The sequence below is a fragment of the Thauera butanivorans genome (assembly GCF_048398245.1).
Lineage (GTDB): Bacteria > Pseudomonadota > Gammaproteobacteria > Burkholderiales > Rhodocyclaceae > Thauera > Thauera butanivorans.
The window spans coordinates 4,388,650-4,407,851 of record NZ_CP183038.1 but is presented as its reverse complement, the minus strand read 5'-3'; the positions used below and the strand labels follow the sequence as shown (position 1 = coordinate 4,407,851).

At 67.5% G+C, this 19,202-nt stretch carries 14 protein-coding genes and 1 pseudogene; 10 read left to right on the top strand and 5 right to left on the bottom strand.

The window, feature by feature from the left end:
• The first annotated feature begins 30 nt into the window (after positions 1-30).
• The 4 genes and pseudogenes from polA (at position 31) to ACNQFN_RS21235 (ending at position 4,879) form a co-directional block, all read left to right on the top strand.
• Positions 31-2,781, top strand: coding sequence for a DNA polymerase I (gene polA, locus ACNQFN_RS21250; protein WP_418647500.1), 2,751 nt, complete (start codon positions 31-33; stop codon positions 2,779-2,781).
• A gap of 363 nt (positions 2,782-3,144) precedes the next feature.
• A pseudogene (gene gmhA / locus ACNQFN_RS21245) lies at positions 3,145-3,699 on the top strand (D-sedoheptulose 7-phosphate isomerase); the annotation flags it as partial.
• 36 nt (positions 3,700-3,735) lie between these two features.
• Positions 3,736-4,200 (top strand): D-glycero-beta-D-manno-heptose 1-phosphate adenylyltransferase, encoded by a 465-nt coding sequence (gene rfaE2 / locus ACNQFN_RS21240; RefSeq protein WP_418648945.1) that lies wholly within the window; start codon positions 3,736-3,738, stop codon positions 4,198-4,200.
• Between the two features lie 100 nt (positions 4,201-4,300).
• Positions 4,301-4,879, top strand: coding sequence for a Uma2 family endonuclease (locus ACNQFN_RS21235; RefSeq protein WP_418647499.1), 579 nt, complete (start codon positions 4,301-4,303; stop codon positions 4,877-4,879).
• 11 nt (positions 4,880-4,890) lie between these two features.
• On the opposite strand, the gene ACNQFN_RS21230 is transcribed toward ACNQFN_RS21235, so the two are convergent.
• From ACNQFN_RS21230 to ACNQFN_RS21210, 5 genes are all read right to left on the bottom strand, one after another.
• Complete coding sequence (locus tag ACNQFN_RS21230) at positions 4,891-5,454, bottom strand: Uma2 family endonuclease (RefSeq protein WP_418647498.1); 564 nt, start codon at positions 5,452-5,454, stop codon at positions 4,891-4,893.
• Between the two features lie 81 nt (positions 5,455-5,535).
• Positions 5,536-7,467, bottom strand: a complete 1,932-nt coding sequence (locus ACNQFN_RS21225; RefSeq protein WP_418647497.1) for a polysaccharide biosynthesis protein — start codon at positions 7,465-7,467, stop codon at positions 5,536-5,538.
• Positions 7,468-7,520: 53 nt separating this feature from the next.
• The gene (locus tag ACNQFN_RS21220) at positions 7,521-8,543 is read right to left on the bottom strand and encodes an MraY family glycosyltransferase (RefSeq protein ID WP_418647496.1); all 1,023 of its coding nucleotides are present in this window, start codon (positions 8,541-8,543) and stop codon (positions 7,521-7,523) included.
• Positions 8,540-9,502, bottom strand: coding sequence for an NAD-dependent epimerase/dehydratase family protein (locus ACNQFN_RS21215; RefSeq protein WP_418648944.1), 963 nt, complete (start codon positions 9,500-9,502; stop codon positions 8,540-8,542). Before ACNQFN_RS21215 ends, ACNQFN_RS21220 begins: the two co-directional genes overlap by 4 nt.
• Positions 9,503-9,504: 2 nt before the next feature.
• Positions 9,505-10,311 carry a glycosyltransferase family 2 protein gene (locus ACNQFN_RS21210; protein ID WP_418647495.1) on the bottom strand — a complete coding sequence of 269 codons (807 nt, stop codon included), beginning with the start codon at positions 10,309-10,311 and terminating at the stop codon, positions 9,505-9,507.
• 143 nt (positions 10,312-10,454) lie between these two features.
• On the opposite strand from ACNQFN_RS21210, the gene ACNQFN_RS21205 reads away from it, so the two are divergent.
• The 6 genes from ACNQFN_RS21205 to ACNQFN_RS21180 all read left to right on the top strand — a co-directional run bounded on the left by ACNQFN_RS21205 (position 10,455) and on the right by ACNQFN_RS21180 (position 19,077).
• Positions 10,455-13,691 carry a glycosyltransferase gene (locus tag ACNQFN_RS21205; RefSeq protein ID WP_418647494.1) on the top strand — a complete coding sequence of 1,079 codons (3,237 nt, stop codon included), beginning with the start codon at positions 10,455-10,457 and terminating at the stop codon, positions 13,689-13,691.
• Positions 13,688-13,906 (top strand): hypothetical protein, encoded by a 219-nt coding sequence (locus ACNQFN_RS21200; RefSeq protein WP_068635754.1) that lies wholly within the window; start codon positions 13,688-13,690, stop codon positions 13,904-13,906. The genes ACNQFN_RS21205 and ACNQFN_RS21200 overlap by 4 nt, the downstream gene beginning before the upstream one ends.
• A gap of 70 nt (positions 13,907-13,976) precedes the next feature.
• Entirely contained in the window at positions 13,977-14,327 is a 351-nt protein-coding gene (locus ACNQFN_RS21195) for an EamA family transporter (protein ID WP_068635753.1), read from the top strand.
• A 10-nt stretch (positions 14,328-14,337) separates the two neighbouring features.
• A complete protein-coding gene (locus tag ACNQFN_RS21190; protein ID WP_418647493.1) occupies positions 14,338-15,324 on the top strand; it encodes a glycosyltransferase family 2 protein in 987 nt (328 codons plus the stop codon).
• Positions 15,317-17,257, top strand: a complete 1,941-nt coding sequence (locus ACNQFN_RS21185) for a hypothetical protein (protein WP_418647492.1) — start codon at positions 15,317-15,319, stop codon at positions 17,255-17,257. Before ACNQFN_RS21190 ends, ACNQFN_RS21185 begins: the two co-directional genes overlap by 8 nt.
• Positions 17,254-19,077, top strand: a complete 1,824-nt coding sequence (locus tag ACNQFN_RS21180) for a hypothetical protein (protein ID WP_418647491.1) — start codon at positions 17,254-17,256, stop codon at positions 19,075-19,077. The genes ACNQFN_RS21185 and ACNQFN_RS21180 overlap by 4 nt, the downstream gene beginning before the upstream one ends.
• Positions 19,078-19,202 lie beyond the last annotated feature (125 nt).

The following is a 19,202-nucleotide window of genomic DNA, read 5'->3' as shown; positions in this document are numbered from 1 at the left end:
GCCGGACCCCGTTCCCGAGGATTTCCAGAAATGCCTACCCTGCTGCTCGTCGATGGCTCAAGCTATCTCTATCGCGCCTTCCATGCGCTGCCCGATCTGCGCAATTCGCAGGGCGAGCCGACGGGGGCGATACGGGGGGTGCTGTCGATGCTACGTCGGCTGGAAAGCGACTACAAGGCGGAATTTCGTGCCTGCGTGTTCGACGCCAAGGGCAAGACCTTCCGCGACGACTGGTATCCCGAGTACAAGGCCCACCGCCCGTCGATGCCCGACGACCTGCGCGCGCAGATCGAGCCGCTGCACGAGGCGGTGGTGGCCGAAGGCTGGCCGCTGCTGTCGGTCGAGGGCGTCGAGGCCGACGACGTCATCGGCACGCTGACCCGTCAGGCGCTGGAGCGCGGCTGGGAAGTGGTGATCTCCACCGGCGACAAGGATCTGACCCAGCTCGTGCGCCCCGGCGTGCAGTGGGTGAATACCATGAGCGAGGAAGTGCTGGATGCGGCCGGCGTCGAAGCCAAGTTCGGCGTGCCGCCCGAGCGCATCGTCGACTATCTGACCCTGGTCGGCGACACCGTGGACAACGTGCCCGGCGTGGAAAAGTGCGGCCCCAAGACCGCGCTGAAATGGCTGGGCGAATATGGCGACCTGGATACGCTCATCGCCAACGCCGACAAGATCGGCGGCAAGGTCGGCGAGAACCTGCGCAAGCACCTGGACTTCCTGCCGCTGGGCCGCAGGCTGGTGACGGTGGCGACCGACGTCGAACTGCCGGTGACGCTCGACGAGCTGCCCGCGCGCGGCGACGACAAGGCGGCGCTGCGCGCGCTGTACGAGCGCTTCGAATTCCGTTCGTGGCTGAAGGATCTCGATGCCGGCGCCGCCAGCGTCGCCGAGTCGAAAGCCGCCACCGAAGCGCGCCGCTTTGCCCCGGAGGGGGACAGGACGGGCGCGGAGCCGGCAGAACCCGGCGCACATCGCGGCAGCTACGCCACGATCCTCGACTGGGACAGTTTCGATGCCTGGCTGGACAGGATCAGCGCTTCTGAGCTGACCGCCTTCGACACCGAAACCACCAGCCTCGACCCGATGGCCGCGCAACTGGTCGGCATCTCCTTCGCCGTCGAAGCGGGCGAAGCCGCCTACCTGCCGCTGGCGCACCGCGGCGCCGAAGCGCCCGAGCAGTTGCCGCTGGCTGAGGTGCTGGACAAGCTGCGGCCCTGGCTGGAATCCGACGCCCACGCCAAGCTCGGGCAGAACCTGAAATACGACGCCCACGTGCTCGCCAACCACGGCATCACGCTGCGCGGCATCGCCCACGACACCCTGCTCGAATCCTACGTGCTCGAAAGCGACAAGTCGCACGACATGGATTCGCTCGCCCGCCGCCATCTCGGCCTGACGACGATCCCCTACGCCGAGGTCTGCGGCAAGGGCGCCAAGCAGATCGGCTTCTTTGATGTCGCGGTCGAGCGCGCCACCGAATACGCCGCCGAGGACGCCGACGTCACGCTGCGCCTGCACCAGCACCTGTGGCCGCAACTCGAAGCCGAACCCCGGCTCGCCGCGCTCTACCGCGACATCGAGCTGCCGGTGCTGTCGGTGCTGCAGCAGATGGAGCGCACCGGCGTGCTGATCGACCCCTTCCTGCTCGCCCAGCACTCCGAAGAGCTCGGTCGCCGCCTGCACGAACTCGAACTGCAGGCGCACGAACTGGCCGGCCAGCCCTTCAACCTCGGTTCACCCAAGCAGCTCGGCGAGATCCTGTTCGGCAAGCTCGGCCTGCCGGTGGTCAAGAAGACCGCCACCGGCCAGCCCTCCACCGACGAGGAAGTGCTGGAAAAGCTCGCCGAAGACTACCCGCTGCCCAAGCTGCTGCTCGAGCACCGCAGCCTGTCCAAGCTCAAGAGCACCTACGCCGACAAGCTGCCGCGCATGGTCAACTCCGCCACCGGCCGGGTGCACACCAGCTTCTCGCAGGCCACCGCGGTCACCGGCCGGCTGTCCAGCTCCGAGCCCAACCTGCAGAACATCCCGATCCGCACGCCCGAGGGCCGCCGCATCCGCGCCGCCTTCATCGCGCCCAAGGATCACCTGATCGTCTCCGCCGACTACTCGCAGATCGAGCTGCGCATCATGGCCCACCTGTCGGGCGACGCCCGCCTGCTCGAAGCCTTCGCCCACGGCGAGGACGTGCACCGCGCCACCGCCAGCGAAGTGTTCGGCGTGCCGCCGGCCGAAGTCAGCAGCGAACAGCGCCGCTACGCCAAGGTCATCAACTTCGGCCTCATCTACGGCATGAGCGCGCACGGCCTGGCCAGGAACCTCGGCATCGAACGCGCCGCCGCCCAGGGCTGGATCGACCGCTACTTCGCCCGCTACCCCGGTGTCGCCGACTACATGGAGCGCACCCGCATCGAGGCGCACGAGCAAGGCTACGTCGAAACCGTCTTCGGCCGCCGCCTCTACCTGCCCGACATCCGCGCCGCCCAGGCCGGCCGCCGCCAGGGTGCCGAGCGTGCGGCGATCAACGCGCCGATGCAGGGCACCGCCGCCGACCTGATCAAGAAGGCGATGATCGCCACCCGCGACTGGCTGGCCGCGTCCGGGCTGAAGTCGAAGCTGGTGCTGCAGGTGCACGACGAACTGGTGCTGGAAGTGCCCAAGGCCGAACTCGAGGCCATCCGCAGCGAACTGCCCAGGCTGATGGGTGGCGTCGCGGAGCTGAAAGTGCCGCTGCTGGTCGAAGTCGGTGCGGGCGACAACTGGGACGAGGCGCACTGAGTACGCCACCGTTTTTTCGCCGCACCGCCTGTCTTTCTGTAGGAGCGGCTTCAGCCGCGAACACGGCCGTGGAAGCTGTATCTCAGCCCCATCGCGGCTGAAGCCGCTCCTACGGGGGCGCGGTGTTTTAGTCGGGTAGGATGGGTAGAGCGTAGCGAAACCCATCGTCCCCGGTGTGTTGTTTTTCCTGGGCATCGATGGGTTTCGCCTGCGGCTCTACCCATCCTACAGACTATCCATCCTGCAAAATCGCCGGTGCCAATCGTGCCGATAGCGGTCCCCGGCAAAGCCGCGTGCTAGCATCGCCGGCATCCAGAATGCTTTCTCCGGCTCCGCGCCGGGACCGAACCGCGAGACCTCCCCATGAGCTTCTTCAGCCAATACATCGACAAGCACCTGGCCGCCATCGAGGCCCTGCGCGCCATCGAACCGGTGGTCGAAGCCGGTGCGCGGCGCATCAGCGCGGCGCTCAACCGCGGCAACAAGATCCTGTTCTGCGGCAACGGCGGCAGCGCCGCCGATGCCCAGCACATCGCTGCCGAACTGGTCGGCCGCTTCGTCGCCGAACGCCGCGCGCTGCCCGGCATCGCGCTCACCACCGACACATCCATCCTCACCGCGGTCGGCAACGACTACGGCTTCGACGACGTCTTCGCGCGCCAGGTCGATGCGCTGGGCCAGCCGGGCGACGTGCTGGTCGGCATTTCCACCAGCGGCAACAGCCCCAACGTCATCGCCGCAGTCGAAGCGGCGCGCCGGCGCGGCGTCGAAGTCATCGGCCTGCTCGGCCGCGACGGCGGCAAGCTGCGCGGGCTGGCGGACCTGGCGGTCGTCATCGGCGTCGCCGAGACGGCGCACATCCAGGAATGCCACATCATGATCGGCCACATGTGGTGCGCCCATGTCGATGCCCATCTTGCCGCGCCGGATACGGCCAAGGCCTCGGCGGACGGCGTGCTGACCGAGGCCCAGGCCATCGCTACCGTCCGTGCCGCGCGCCAGGCCGGCGAGCGCGTGGTGATGACCAACGGCTGCTTCGACATCCTGCACCCCGGCCACATCGAATACCTGGAACAGGCCCGCGCGCTCGGCCAGCGGCTGATCGTCGCCGTCAACGACGACGACTCGGTGCGCCGTCTCAAGGGCGACGGCCGGCCGGTCAACCCGCTGGCGCACCGCCTGCGCATGCTCGCCGCGCTGGGTTGCGTCGACTGGGTGGTGCCGTTCGCCGAAGACACGCCCGAACGCCTGATCTGCGCCGTGCTGCCCGACCTGCTGGTCAAGGGCGGCGACTACACGCCCGACCAGATCGCTGGCGGCGACTGCGTGCGCCGCGCGGGCGGCGAGGTCAAGGTGCTGGGCTTCGTCGAAGGGCATTCGACGACGGGGCTGATCGAACGCATCCGCGACGGCGGCTGATTCCGAGATTTACGGGGTTCGATTCCGGATTTCACGGCGCTTGATTCCGAAGTTTACGAGGTTTGATTTCGAGGTTTATGCTATTCGCTGGAGTCCCCACATGCCCTTGCCCAAGACCAAGCCCGAATTCGGCATCGAAGCCTACATGGCGTGGGAAGACGAACAACCCGAACGCCATGAGTATCTGGCAGGCGAAACGTTCGCCATGTCTGGTGGAACGGATGCGCACTACACGATTCTTGGCAATGTTTTTGCCGAACTTCGGACCGCCCTTGTCGGCAAGCCATGCCGCGCCTTCATCTCGGGCATGAAGCTGCGCATCGACCGTGTGGATGCGGTGTTCTACCCCGACGTCTTCGTCACCTGCGATCCGCGCGACCGCCAGCCCGACGCCAGCCTCGCCAAGCAATACCCCTGCCTGGTCGTCGAAGTGCTGTCTGGCTCCACCGCCGCCTTCGACCGCGGCCGCAAGTTCGAGCTTTACCAGCAGATCGAGACGCTGCGGGAATACCTTCTGATCGAGCAGGACCGCAAGCATGCGGACCTGTTTCGCAAGAACGAGGATGGCCTGTGGGTGCTGCACCCGGCGGGGCCGGGCGGTGTCATCCGGCTGGAAAGCGTCGGCGTGGAACTGGCGCTGGAAGGCTTGTATGAGGATGTCGAGCTTGAGCAGGCATGAGGTGCCAGCCCTTACAAGGCCTCCGCATCCATGTAGATTTCGTCCAGGGTGATTTCCGCGTCCAGGCAGTCCAGCCGGATGCTGCCTTCGGTGAAGGTCTCATGGCGCACAGGATCGCCGAAGCGGTACACCTCCACGCTGCGCTTTTCGGGGTCGACCAGCAGATATTCGTGCAGCGATGGCGCGGCTTGGTAGGCGAACAGCTTCTCGCGGTGGTCGATGCGCTCGGTGCTGGGCGACAGCACTTCGACGATCAGGCAGGGGCAGCGGCGGTAGTAGGGGTCGCGGTCCTGCGGATCGCAGGCCAGCAGCAGGTCGGGGTAGTAGAAATAGGTTTGGCCCGAATGCTCGATGCGCACTTTCATGTCGGCCATGAAAAGCTGGCAGCCTTTGCGGCGCGCGTGGGGGCCGATGGCGAGCCCGAGTCCGGTCACGACCAGACCGTGTTTCGCACTCGCTCCACCCATGGCGACGACTTCGCCGTCCAGGTATTCGTGCTTGATGTCGCTGCGGGTTTCGCCGTCGAGATAGTCTTCGATGCCGATCTTGGTGCGGTATGCGGGAACGCTGCTCATACTGGCCTCCGTCGGGGGCTGAGTCTTGGGTAATGATAAGACCAAATGCGCGGAGGGGTTATCCGCCACGGAAAGCACTCGTCAGTGCCGTGCTGGTTCGTATTCCGGCACCCATCGTCTCAGACCGTCACGGACCGCGTCGTCGGAAACCGGCCCTGGCTGCGACAGCCATTGCTCCAGTTCGGCCAGGAAATTCGCGGGCACGGGGCGTGAACGCGCGATGCGCAGCCTGGAGTGAGGGGTTTCGCGCGTCGCTTCGGCGTCGGTGAGCAATTCTTCGTACAGCTTCTCGCCCTGGCGCAAGCCGGTGAATTCGATGCGGATATCGTCTTCGGTATAGCCCGACAGGCGGATCATGTTGTGTGCCAGATCGACGATCTTCACCGGCTCGCCCATGTCGAGCACGAAGATCTCGCCGCCCTGGCCCATCGATGCGGCCTGGAGCACGAGCTGCGCCGCCTCGGGAATCGACATGAAATAGCGTTTGATCTCGGGGTGCGTCACCGTCACCGGCCCGCCGCGCGCGATCTGCTCGGCGAAACGGGGAATCACGCTGCCGGTGCTGCCCAGCACATTGCCGAACCGCACCATTTCCATCTGGGTCGTGCCGTCCTCCGAGCATTGCAGGGCCTCGCAGACCATTTCGGCCAGGCGCTTGGTCGCGCCCATGACATTGGTCGGGTTGACCGCCTTGTCGGTGGAAATGAGGACGAAGCGCTCGGCGCGATGGCGGCGTGCACAGGCGGCGACCAGCACCGTGCCGAGGACGTTGTTGAGCACTGCCTGCCAGGCATTGCCGACTTCCATCAGCGGGACGTGCTTGTAGGCGGCGGCGTGGAAAACGAGCTGCGGCTTCCAGCTGGAGAAGATCTCGTCCATGCGGGCGGCATCCCTGATGTCGCCCGCGAGCGGGACGATCTCGATCGCCCCCTGGTGATCGCCGAACCATTGCTCGATGTTGTACAGCGCGTACTCGCAGTTCTCGACCAGCACCAGGCGGGTGGGAGAAAAGCGGGCGAGCTGGCGGCAGAGCTCGCTGCCGATGGAGCCGCCCGCGCCGGTGATCAGCACGGTTTTCCCGGTGACCATCGCCTGCACGTGCAGGGAGTCGATCTGCACCGGTTCGCGCCCGAGCAGATCCTCGATATTGACCGGTCGCATGGCATTGATGGCCACCTTGCCGCTCATCAGGTCGTCCAGCCCCGGCAATGTGAATACCTGGGCTCCGGCGCGGATGGCGATGTCGGTGGCGTGCTTCAGCGTTCCGCTTGCGGCCGAGGGCATGGCCAGGATGACGTGCTGGGCTTTGTGCTCCTTCAGCACCTGGGGCAGCATGTCGACGCTGCCGGCAATCGGACGGCCCCGGAGATCACGTTTCCACTTCGCCGGGTCGTCGTCGACGAGTGCCACGACTCGCCAGTCCGGGCTGCGCTCGAGTTCGCGCACCAGCATCGCGCCGCCGGTGCCCGCGCCGATGATGACCACGGGCTTGCCCGCCGCCATCAGGTCGCCATACGTGCGGTATTCCTTCCACATGCGCCCGGCGGCGCGGCTGCCGCCCATGATCAGCAGCAGCAGCATCGGGTACAGCACCAGCATGGAGCGCGGCAGCGGCGGTTCGCCGTGATCCAGCGCCATCAGCGCCACCAGCGCGGCAGCGGAGGCAATGACCGCCTTCAGCACCCGCTTCAGGTCGGGCAGGCTGGCGAACACCCAGATGCCGCGATACAGCCCCGCCAGGCTGCAGGCGATACCGTGCACCAGCAGCAGCGCGGCGCCGGTCGCCAGCATCTTGGATGCATAAGCGGCTGGCGGCTCGAAGTCGAAATGCAGCAGCAAGCCTCCGCCCCAGGCCAGCGCTGCGGCGAGCAGATCGAATGCGAAGACGAAAGCGGAGCGGACGGAGATGTTATTGATCACATTGTTCGGCGAATGTCGCATGCCGGTCAGCTGCGCTGAATACCGTGCGGAGGCGATTCTAGTCCCTTGGTTCGCGCGGATGTTGTCCCGCAACAACAATTTGCGATCTCAGCGTGCCCGTGGCGCGCTGCGCCGTGCCACCACGGTCATTCGGCTTCGGTTCCGCCGGCCCGGAAGCGGATGGCCAGCGCGAGCAGGGGCAGCCAGGCGATCGCCACGCCGGTGATGCCGTCCAGTCCGCCGCTGCCGACCCACAAGGCCAGCGGCAGCAGCCAGCCGAGGTTCAGCGCGGCGACGGCCAGTGTCACCGGCCGGTGGCTGCCGAAGCGTCGCGCGGCGAACTGGTAGGCATGGCGCCGGTGTGCTTCGTGGACACGTTCCCCCCGCAGCAGGCGGCGCAGCAGGGTGAAGGTGGCGTCCACCACGAAGACGCCGAGCAGAATCAGCCAGCCCCAGAACAATTCGGGCGAGACCCAGCCCGCCTGCAAGGACATCGCACCGAGCGCCACGCCGACGAAGCCGCTGCCCGCATCGCCCATGAAGATGCGCGCTGGCGGGAAGTTCCAGTACAGGAAACCTGCCGCGGCGGCGGCCAGTGCGAGCGGCAGCAGCGCGAGCGCCGGCTGGCCGGCCAGCAGGTAGAGCGCGCCGCCGCCGAGGCCCGCGCAGATCGCCTCCACGGCGGCGATGCCGTCGATGCCGTCCATGAAGTTGTACAGATTCAGCATCCATGCCAGATAGATCGCCGCGAGGCCGTTGCCGATCCAGCCCGGTGCGGCGCCGGAAAGGGCGAGCGGCGGCGCACCGCCCAGCCAGGCGAGTACCCATGCGGCCGCGCAGAAATGCGCCAGCAGGCGCCAGCGTGCGGGGACGTGCCCATGGTCGTCGAGAAAGCCCACCAGCGCGACGGCCGTGCCCGCGCCCAGCAGCGCCCACGCCCACGTCCACGGCAGGGCGCCGTGGGCGGCCAGCCAGGCCGTTGCCGCCAGAAAGCCCAGCACGATGGCCACCCCGCCGCCGCGTGGCGTCGGCACCGCGTGCGAACTGCGGGCGTTGGGCAGGTCCAGCAGGCTGCGCGCCAGCGCATAGCGGCGCAGGCCACCCGTCATCAGCCCGGCCGCGAGTGCGATCGCGGCCAGCAGCCAGGCGTGCTCCAGGATTTCCGTCATTGCCGCAGTCCGGCCGCCGTGCGGCGCAGGGCTTCGTCGACGCCGATCGGTGGCTGCCAGCCGAGCAAGCGGCGGCTTGCCGAGTCATCCACCTGGAGGCTGCCGCACAGCCGCGCCATGAGCGGGCGCTTGCCGAGCAGGGCCGCGCCGGCCGCCAGCGCCCATGGCGGCACTGGGACCAGGCGGGCATCCACCTGCAGTGCGGCGGCGGCGCGGCGCAGCAGGCCGGCGGTCGAAAGGTCTTCGCCGTCGCGCACCAGCAGTATGCGATTGGCCGCGGCCGGGTGGTCGATGCTGCATGCGATCAGATCGACGAGGTTGTCCAGCGCCACCAGCGAGCGGCGGTTGCCGCTCACCGCGCCCAGGGGCAGCGGCAGGCCGCGCTGGAGCCAGCGCATCATGCCGAGGAAGTTCGCCTTGACGCCGGGGCCATACACCAGCGGCGGGCGGATGATGACGGCTTCCATGCCCGTGCGTTCCGCCAGCTGCAGCAGGGCGGTTTCGGCCTCTGCCTTGGACAGGGCGTAGGCGTCCTGCGGGGCGGGTGCGTCGTCGGCGGTGAATGGCCGTCCCGGCGCGGTGCTTTCGCCATTCACCTTGATCGAGCTCAGGAACACGAAGCGGCGCACGCCGGCCGCCGCGGCCTGGCGTGCCAGGCGCAGCGTGCCGTCGACATTGACTGCGCGATATTCGGCCAGCAGGGCAGCAGCCAGCGGATCGGCCGCGGTGTCGCGCATCACATGCACGCGTGCCGCCGTATGGACGAGGGTGTCGCAGCCCCGCAGCAGCATGGACCAGTCGGCGGCGGGGTCCTCCAGCGCCGGTCCGCCGATGCAGCCGGCGGGTGGCAGGCCGCAGCGGGCAATGCCCAGGGCGTCGCGGCCGTCCTGCCGCAGCCGTGCGAGGAGGGCTGAGCCGACGAAGCCCGTGCCGCCGGTCACCAATACGCGGCCCCGCATCGTCACCACAGTTTCCAGCCGTGCTTGTTGAAGAACTGCAGGCCGGACCGCACGAACATCGCGCGATGTTTCCAGCCTTTGCGTGCCGAATGCCCGCCATGGTGGGCAATGCGTATCGACGGCACATGGGCGATGCGGCCCAGGCCCGCGGCGCGCAGGCTCAGGTCGAAATCCTCGAAATACAGGAAGAAGCGCGGGTCGAAGCCGCCCAGCCGGCGGAAGGTCTCGCCCCGCAGCAGCATGAAGCAGCCGCTGACGATGGGGACGTCCCAGTACTCGCGCTCGACATGGGCTTCGCGCATCTCGTAGTGAGCCAGCCGGGCGTCGAAACGGCGCTTCAGCCAGGCCGGTGCAAAGCCCCGCAGTCCCAGGTCCAGCACCGAGGGGTAGCGCTTGCACAAATGCTGGCGCTCGCCTTCGCCCGATTCGGCCGCGGGGCTCGCAAGGACGCAGTCGGTATGCGCGCGCATGAAGTCGACCGCGGCGACCAAGGCGCCGGGGGCAAGCTCGACATCGGGGTTCAGGACGAGGTGCAGGTCCCCGACGCATTCCGGCTCGGCGAGGCACAGGTTGTGGCCCCGCCCGAATCCCACATTGCCCTGGCCGTGGATGAATCGGAGCGGGCCGGTGAAATGCCGCGGCGGCAGTTGCAGCGCGAAGGCAGGGGAGTTGTCCACGATGCAGACCGATGCCGTGCAGCCGCGCTCCGCCTGCAGCGATGACAATGCCCTGTCCAGGGAGGCGAACGTCGCCGCCAGCACGGCGGGGTCCGGCTTGTAGGTGACGATACAGACTGAAAGGAAAGACACGGGCTGGTCGGACAATGGGCTGGCACAATGAGCGCCCCGTTCCGCCGCCTCGGGAGATTGGGTGGGGGCGGACGTTTCGTCCACGAGGCGCGGTATCATACCCGGTTTTTTCGCCTCTTTTCCGTGTTGCACCGGAGCACTGCATGCCCATGCCCCTGATCAGCGTCGTCATTCCCTCCTATAACCATGCGCGTTATATCGGCGAGACGATCGACAGCGTGCTGGCGCAGCCGGTCGAGCTCGAAGTGCTGGTTCGGGATGACGCGTCCACCGATGGGAGCTGGGCCGTGCTGCAGGGCATCCGCGACCCGCGCGTCCGCATCTGGCGCAACGAATCCAATCTGGGGGCGCACGAGAACCTGCAGCGCCTCCTGGCCGATGCGCGGGGCGACTACCTCGCGATCCTCGATTCGGACGACCGCTATGCCCCCGGCCGCCTGGCGCGCTGCCTGCAGGTTCTCGAACAGGGCAACTGCGATCTGGTCGGCAGCGACATCCGCCTGATCGATGGCGAGGGCGCGCCGGTCGCCGCCCATTGGTGGATCGACGCCTTTGGCGAGTTGAAGGCCGTCTGGCGGGAAACCGGGGACTGGGCTGCGACCCTGCTGTCCGGGAACGTGTTCATGACGACCTCGAACTTCGTCTTCACGCGCCGGCTGTGGCAGCGGCTCGCACCATTCAGCACGCATCGCTATGTGCATGATTACGACTTCGTGCTGCGCGCCCTGGCCGGGGGCGCCCGCCTCGCCTGGATCGACGAAGCCCTGCTCGACTACAGGCTGCACGCGAGCAACACGATTTCCGAGAAGCCGCTGGCCGCCAATCTGGAGGCTTCGTCCCTGCTGAGGGAGCATGCGCCGGCGCTGCTTTCCGTGCCGGGCGACGTCGCCATGCGCACGGCCTGCCTGAACAGGCAATGGGCCAGGATCGAGCGCTACGAAGTGGAGATCCTGCGAGCCTTGCAGCACGAGGCGCTGGTGCGCAAGGACGAGGAATGGGGGCGTCTGGTCGATGACCGTGACAACTGGATCGCGGAGCGCGACCAGTGGATTGCCGAGCGCGATGGATGGATCGCGGATCGTGATCGGTGGATCGAGGAGCGCGATGGATGGATCGCCGAGCGGGACCAGCGGGTGGCCGAGCAGGATGCCCGGCTCGCACAGGCCGGGGCCGAAATCGCGGCCTTCCGCCATGCGCCGCTGAAGGCCGCAGCCCGGATTCATGCCCGGGCCGGCATGGGCTGGCTGCGTGGCCTCCGGGCCCAGTGGCGCGGCCTGGCCCTGCCGGGGCGTGCGCAGATGCGGCGCGTAGGCGGCTTTTCCGGGCTGCGGCGCATCATCGAACGGCGGGAGCGGCGTGTGGCCGCGCTGTCCTTCGATATTTTCGACACTTTGCTGGCGCGCTGCATCGAGCCTCCCGAGCGGGTCGTCCACCGTGTCGCCACCCTGCTTGCGCAACGCCTCGAACTCCCCGTGGAGCAGGTGCTGGCCCAGCGCCAGATCGCCGAGCGGGCGCTGCGCGAAGAGGCGCTGGCCGCCGGGCACGATCATGAATGCCATTACGATGAAATCGTCGAGCGTTGGATCGCCGGCCTGCTGCCCGCGGCGGACGCTGTGCGGAAGGCCGCCCTGGTGCGGTTCGCGGAGGACTGCGAGTTCGATCTGGAGCGCCTGGCCCTGCGCGCCAAGCCCAATGCGCGGCTGTTCCTCGAATGGGCGCGCGGCCAGGGCATCCGCATCATCGCCGTGTCGGACATGTATCTCGGCAAGCGCCACCTTCGTCGCCTGCTCGACGAGCTCGGCTATCGCGGCCTGATCGACCGCATCTACGTCTCGTCCGAATACCGCGCCGGAAAATACTCCGGCCGCCTGTTCGGCCACGTGCTCGAACAGGAAGGGCTGCGCCCGGAGGATGTGCTCCACGTCGGCGACAACTTCCTCTCCGACGCGATGGCGCCCTGCCGGCTGGGCATGGCCGGTGTCTTCCTCGACGAGCGCCACGAGCGCCGCCGCCGCCGCCGGCAGCAGACTTCCGCCGCGCTGTCGGTGCTGGGCGGCGTCTGGCCGGGCCGCATGATGGCCGAAGTGCTGGCCGAACGCCTGTACCTCGACGACCGGGCCAAGCGCGACGAAGTGTATTTCCAGTATGGCCTGGAAGTACTCGGGCCGATCTTCTCCACCTTCGTGCACGGCCTCATCGAGCGCGTCCGCCGCGATCGCCCCGAAAAGCTCTTCTTCCTCGCCCGCGACGGCGCGCTGTTCATGCGCATGTACGAGGAAGCGGGCGCCCTGCTCGGCGAGACCCTGCCGCCCGCCTGCTATGCCTATGCCAGCCGCCGGGTCGTCGCCGGCGCCGCGGTCGCCGAGGGGCTGGACCACGCCAAGGCGGTCGTCGGTCTCTACAACCCCAAGCAGCATGGCCTCGAATCCATCCTCAAGACCTACGGCCTGAATCCCGGCGATTTCGCCGATCTCGCCCGGCGCCATGGCTTCACCCATATCGGCGAGCGGCTCGACGACTGGAACGATGCCCGCCTGCTCGCCTTTCTCGACGATGCCGAAGTGCAGCAGCGCATCCGGCCGGCCGGCCAGCAGGCGCGCGAACTGCTGCGCGACTACTTCGACGGCCTCGGCTTCTTCGCCGCGCGTCGGGTGGCGCTGGTCGACATCGGCTGGAACGCCACCATCCAGCGCTTCCTCGAAGACGCCTTCGCCGGCGAGGCCGATGCCGCCTATCCACAGGTCGATGGCTACTATTTCGCCTTCATGAACGGCATGCACCAGGGCGCGCTCGCCCACGGCGGCATCGACGGCCTGATGCTCGACGTGCGCCGCGCCGAGCCGCAGGAGCGCGCCGCCAGCGACTTCGAGGAACTGTTCGAGCAGGGGGCCCGTGCCCTTCACGCCACCACCATCGGCTACCGGCGCACCGCCGACGGCGTCGAGCCGGTGCTCAAGGACGATGCCGCACCCGACCGCCAGGCCGAGCTCCGCTGCAATCCGCACATCGAGGCCTTGCAGCAAGGCGTCATGCTCTGCTTCGAACACTACCTCGCCGCCCAGCGCCTCACCGGCTTCGGCTTCGATGCCGTGCGGCCCTACGCCCTGGCGCTGGCCGAACGTGCCGTGGTCTATCCGACCCGCGCCGAAGTGGCGGCGATCAGCAAGCTGGCGCATTCGGAGGACTTCGGCCACGATCACCTGCTCGACCTGTCCGGCAGGGACGTCGGCTGGCGCGACTTCCTGCGGCCCCGCCTGCTGGCACGCAAGCTCGCCATGCTGCCCTGGCGCTATGCGCCCTTCGCCCGTTTCCGCACGCCGCTCGCCTCCGCTGCCGCGCGTGCGCTGCACCTGCTTCAACTCAAGAGGAGAGCCGGATGAACCAGCGACGCCGGGCCCGCATCCTGCCGTCCGCATTCAGATTGTTCCTGATGCATTTGCCCTTCAGGTTCGGCCGCCCCGGCGGCCCCGGCTTTGCCCCCGGTTTGCGCGCCAGCCTCGCATGGACGCGGCGAGTCCTGTGGCATGCGCTGTTCGACCACGAGCGCTTCAAGTATCGGCTCGTCCGCCTGCGCCAGCGCCTGCCGCGCCGTTGACGAAATGGGCGGCACGGCTTGTCCGGTACAATCCCCGGTCGCCTGCGTCCACGATCACGATAGCTTCTCGATGACCCCTCTCGTCACCACCATCACCATCCTCTGCGTCCTCGGCATCTCGCTGGGGCAGATCCTGTTCAAGAAGGCGGCGATGACGATCGTCGACGCCAGCCAATGGCAGCAGTGGGTCTTCAACGGCTGGCTGATCGTGGCGCTGGCGCTGTACGGCATCACCACCCTGGTGTGGATCTGGGTGCTGCGGCACGCGCCATTGCATTTGGCCTACCCCTTCATGGCGCTGGCCTTCCTGATCGTGCCCTGCCTGGGCTGGCTGTTCATGGGTGAGCCGGTGCGCCTGGCCACGTGGGCGGGCGGTGCCCTGATCCTGCTCGGCATCACCATCGCCTCGCGCGCAGCCTGAGCTTCACCGCATGTCCTCAGCCATGAAGATCGCCGTCGCCATCCCCTGCTACAAGGTCACCCGCCACGTCCTTGGCGTGATCGAGGCCATCGGCCCCGAAGTGGACACCATCTATGCGGTCGATGACGCCTGCCCCGATGGCAGCGGCAAGCTCATCGAACAACACAGCCGCGACCCGCGCGTGCGCGTGCTCCGCCACAGCGAGAACCAGGGCGTCGGCGGCGCCGTCGTCACTGCCTACAAGGCGGCGATCGCCGATGGCATGGACATCGTCGTCAAGATCGACGGCGACGGCCAGATGGACCCCGCGCTGCTGCCGCAGTTCGTGCGTCCGCTGCTGCGCGGCAAGGCCGACTACACCAAGGGCAACCGTTTCTTCCGCCCCGAATCGGTGCAGGGCATGCCGCCGCTGCGGCTGTTCGGCAACGCCGTGCTGTCCTTCCTGGCCAAGCTCAGTTGCGGCTACTGGAATGTCATGGACCCCACCAACGGCTATACCGCCGTGCGCACCTGCGTACTGGCCGAATTGCCGCTGGACAAACTGGAACGGCGCTACTTCTTCGAAACCGACATGCTGTTCCGCCTGAACACGGTGCGCGCGGTGGTCAGGGACGTGCCGATGGACGCGGTGTACGCCGACGAGAAATCCAACCTCAAGATAAGCCGCGTGCTGCCCGAATTCCTGCGCAAGCACAGCGCCCGGCTGTGGCGCCGCTACATCTACAGCTATCTGGTGCGCGACTTCAACGTCGGCACGCTCTACAGCATCAGCGGCAGCCTGCTGCTGCTTGCCGGCGGCCTGTTCGGCGGCTGGCACTGGTTCGTCAGCATGAGTACCGGCAGCCCTGCGACCAGCGGTACGGTGATGCTGGCTGCGCTGCCGATCTTCATCGGCATCCAGTGCCTGATCGCCTTCCTGCATTACGACGTCGACAACCTGCCCACGGAGCCCTTGAGCCTGTCGCTGGATGGGCATGTGCAAGATGCGGATGCCTGAGGACAAGACGCCCGCCCACGGGTGCGCCGGTCCGGAAACACCTGCCTTCCCGGCTGCGGCCCTGGTCCCGGCCATCGCGCTGGCCGTGCTCGGCTTCGCCTTCGTGCTGCGTGCCAGCTATCCAGGCTATCTTTACGAAGACTCTTTTCAGCAGCTCACCCAGGCCATCACCGGGGAGCTGGACGACTGGCACCCCACGTTCATCACCCTGCTCTGGTCTTGCCTGCTGCGGGTGTTTCCGGGCCCGGTGGGCTTCCTCGTGCTCGACAACCTGCTGATCTGGGGCGGGCTGGCCCTCATCGCGCTCGGCGTGATGCGCCGTGCCGGCGCCTGGGGCTTGCTCGTGCTGGCCGTGCCGCTGGCGCCGGGGCTGTTCAACTTCCTCGGCCACATCCACAAGGACACGCTGGTGGCCGCCTGGATGCTGGCGGCCTTTGCCTGTGCCTTCAAGGTCAATCAGGCGGAAACGGGCCCGCGTGCGCGTCTGGTCTGGCAGGTGCTGGCCAATCTCCTGGCCCTGGCCGTCTTCCTGAGCCGCTCGAACGCCATTTTCGGCCTCGTCCCCCTGCTGCTCTATGCCAACCTGCGCTTCGGCTGGCGCCGGAACCTGCTCGCGGCCCTGGCGATGCTCTGCCTGATGCCGGCAGTCCAGACCCTGCAGAGCCGTGCGCTCGGGATAGAGCCGCAGCACCACGGCGACAGCCTCAAGACCTTCCATCTGCTCGCGCTGTCCTATTTCGAAAATCGCAACCTCTTTCCCGGTACATGGATCGAGCACGATGCGCGCACCATCGTCGAAGGCTGCTATTCGCCGGTGCAATGGGATACGGTTTCCAGATGGGGACATTGCGCCGGGCTGTACCGCGAACTTCGCCGCCAGGAACTGTGGGGCGGCGGGGAGATGACCCGCGCCTGGCTGGGGGCGCTGGCGTCCAACCCGCTCGGCGCCTGGTCGGCGATGGCCGCCACGTTCAAGCTGAGCATGCACGATCCCAATTCGCTGACGATGCTCTATCCTCCGCCGAAATCGGAGCTGGTGAATTGGGAAGTGGCCGAGCCTTTCCGCCGCAGCACCCAGCTCGCGCGGGATTACATCCAGTCCGAATTCAATCTCCTGTACGGCAAGCCCTGGGCCTTCGCCGCCGTACTGGCCGGCGGCAGCGCATTGCTGCTCGTCCTGCGCCTGGGCGGCACGCCGCTCGGCGCCCTGGCGCTGGCCGTGCAGGCGTCGGGGACGATCTATCTGCTCAGCTATTTCCCGATCAATGTGTCGGCCGAATACCGCTACTTCTACTGGAGCGGCTTCGCCGCGTATCTGGGCCTGCTGCTCGTGCCGCTGGCCTGGCTGGCGCGGCGGCGGCCGGAAGGGCAGGGAGCGGAACTGCCACCTTTGCCGCAGGCGCTCTCCGTGCCCTTGCGATTGGTGCTGTGCATGCTGCCGGCACTGATGCTCGCCCTCGTCTTCGGTGCCGGCCGCCTGCCGACCGAAACCCGCGTCGTCCGGCTCACGCCGCAGGGCGACGGCGTCGTCGCCGTGACCCGCCTCGGCACCGCCTCGACTCCGCGCTGGATGGAGCGGCACGAGGGCGAGATCGAGACGGGCGGCTGGCATTGGCAGGAGGGGCCGCTGTTGCGCACCGTGCCCGGCGCCGGCGTGCTGGTTGCCCGCATCGACACCCTGCATCATGCGATCAGGCTGCACTTTCTGACCGGCCCCGACGGCGGCAGCGTGCAGATCCAGGACGGTCCTTTCTCCCGCCTCGTCGACACCCATGCGGCCAAGCCCGGAGAAATCGCGGTCGATCTGCCGCCCCACGGCAAACTGGCAGACCGCCCCCGCCATGCTTCCTGGCATGAACCGGCCCGCGTGCTGCTGTGGACGCTGCTGCTCGGCGGCCTGTTGCTCCGTCTCGGCCGGAAGCGCACGCCATGATCGAGCCCGCCAGCGTCCTGCCCGGCAAGGCGCTCTACAGCTTCGACCTCTTCGATACCCTGGTCGCCCGCCCGGTCAAGCGCCCGGGCATGGTCTTCTACCTGCTCGACAGGCTGGGCGTGGACTATCGCTTCCCGCTGCTCGGCCTGCTCGGCTTCCGGTTCTGGCGCGTGCTGGCCGAAAGGGTGGCGCGCCGCCTGTCCCGGCACGAAGACATCGACCTGTTCGACATCTACCGCGTGCTTGCGCTGGTCATCCGTTCGCCCGCGGCGCAGCTCAGGCGCGAGCTGGCCGCCGAGCTGGCGCTGCTCCAGCCCATGGCCCCGAACGTCGAAGTGCTGACCGGCCTGCTCGCCCGGGGCAAGCGCTGCTGCATCATCTCCGACATGTACCTGCCGCCCGCCACGATCAGCAGGATCATCCGCAGGCACGTCGGCGCCGTCGATTTTCTCGTCTCCTCGCGCGAGGGGCTGACCAAGCGTTCGGGCGGTCTTTTCCGCCGCATGCTCGATCGCTACCGCCTCGCGCCTGCCGAGGTCCAGCATTTCGGCGACAACCCCGGTGCCGACGGCGATGTGCCGCGCCGCCTCGGCATCGACACCGTGCTGCTGCCGGGCCTGAATCGGCCGGGCCGGCCGCGGAGCTTCTACGATGTGTTCTGCCTGCGTGAGGCAGAAGAGAGCGGCTTTCACCAGGCCGGCTATGAGATCGTCGGTCCGTGCAGCGTCGCGCTTGCTCGCTTCATCGCCGAGGATGCCAGGCGGCGAGGCTTGTCGCGGGTGATCTTCGCCGCGCGCGACGGCTACCTGCTCAAGGAAGCCTTCGATGCCCTCGGCACTGGTATCGACAGCGCTTACGTCCGCCTGTCGCGGCGGGCGCTCTATGTCGCCGGCTTCGCCCTTCACGGCGATTACGAGCGCTTCTTCGAAGGCCGGGTGAGCGCCGCCGACTTCTTCGCCAGGCTCGGCTTCGAGTGCCCCGGCGAGCTTGCCGTGCTCGATCCCGCCCGCTACCGGCAGGCCTTCATCGACGCCCTGAAGCGGCTCGGCTTCGAAGCCGCCGCGCACGAAGAGGCCACCATCATGCGGGACTATCTGCGCGCGCATGGCTTTGCCGGTCAGGTCGGTTTCGTCGATCTTGGCTGGCGCGGCAGTCTGCAGGCTGCCGTGCAGGATCTCTGCGGCGAGGCCTGCCGCATCCACGGCTATTATTTCGGCAGCATCACCGATACGGCCGAGCACCGGGCCTTCTATTTCCAGAATGGCCGGCCGCTGGCGCGCTGTGCGACCGTCTTCCAGGCGCTGCCGGTCTTCGAATTCCTGTTCACCGAACCGATCCACACGCTGCGGCGGATACGCCGCAGCAGGCAGGGCGAAGGCTTCGAGCATGAGTTCGTCGCCGACGAGCCGGATTCACAGGTCGCGCTTCGCCATCAGGTGGCTGCCGGCGCGCGCCGCTTCTTCGCCGACATCGCCGGCCTGCTGCCGATGCTGGAAAAGAGCGACTGCGGCGGCGCGATGGATCTCGATCCGATCCTGAACGCCCACCTGAAGCGGCCTTCGGCGGAGTTCATCCGTGTTTTCGATGGCATCGGCCATGCCGAAGGCTTCGGCGGTTCGAAGTATGGCAGTCTGCTGTCCGAAGAAAGGAAGAGCTTGCTCGGCTACCGGAACGCCTATTGGCGTTCTGCCTATGTGTCCGGCAACGCCTGGCTCAGGCTGCTGCACCGACTGCTTTATTCGCGGCTCGGCATGTTCCTGATCCTGAACAGAGGGCGGATTGTCGGGGGGGCGAAGAAACGTCTTCGCGGTACGGCGTGACGGAGTTTCGTTTGCGGTTTTACATGCTGCGGCCCGGCCTGCGTGGCCTCCACCGATGCGGCCCCACTCATCCTGCGGAACTTCGTGTTTTGTCGCATTCCTGTATTGCGGCCTTGGCAAGCTGT